Here is a 322-nt window from a genome sequence, read left to right as displayed (position 1 = left end):
GTTGACCGCCCGGGAGCGGATCGACCTGCTGCTGGACGAAGGATCCTTCGTCGAACTGGACGAGTTCGCACGGCACCGCTCCACCGACTTCGGCATGGCCAACAACCGCCCCTACGGCGACGGCGTGGTCACCGGCTACGGCACCGTCGACGACCGCCCCGTCGCCGTCTTCTCCCAGGACTTCACCGTCTTCGGCGGCGCCCTGGGCGGCGTCTTCGGCGAGAAGATCGTCAAGGTGATGGACTTCGCGCTGAAGAACGGCTGCCCCGTCATCGGCATCAACGACTCCGGCGGCGCCCGCATCCAAGAAGGCGTGGTCTCC

The 322-nt window shown here is 67.4% G+C and carries 1 protein-coding gene; it reads left to right on the top strand.

Annotation, left to right across the window (positions count from 1 at the left end; genetic code table 11):
• Positions 1–322, top strand: a 322-nt coding sequence (locus tag IG84_RS0137430; RefSeq protein WP_281179414.1) for a carboxyl transferase domain-containing protein, incomplete at both ends; no start/stop codon positions are given.

The sequence above is a fragment of the Streptomyces ochraceiscleroticus genome (assembly GCF_000720485.1).
GTDB classification, from domain to species: domain Bacteria; phylum Actinomycetota; class Actinomycetes; order Streptomycetales; family Streptomycetaceae; genus Streptomyces; species Streptomyces ochraceiscleroticus.
The sequence above is the reverse complement of the archived record's forward strand: the minus strand, read 5'-3'. Positions and strand labels throughout refer to the sequence as shown.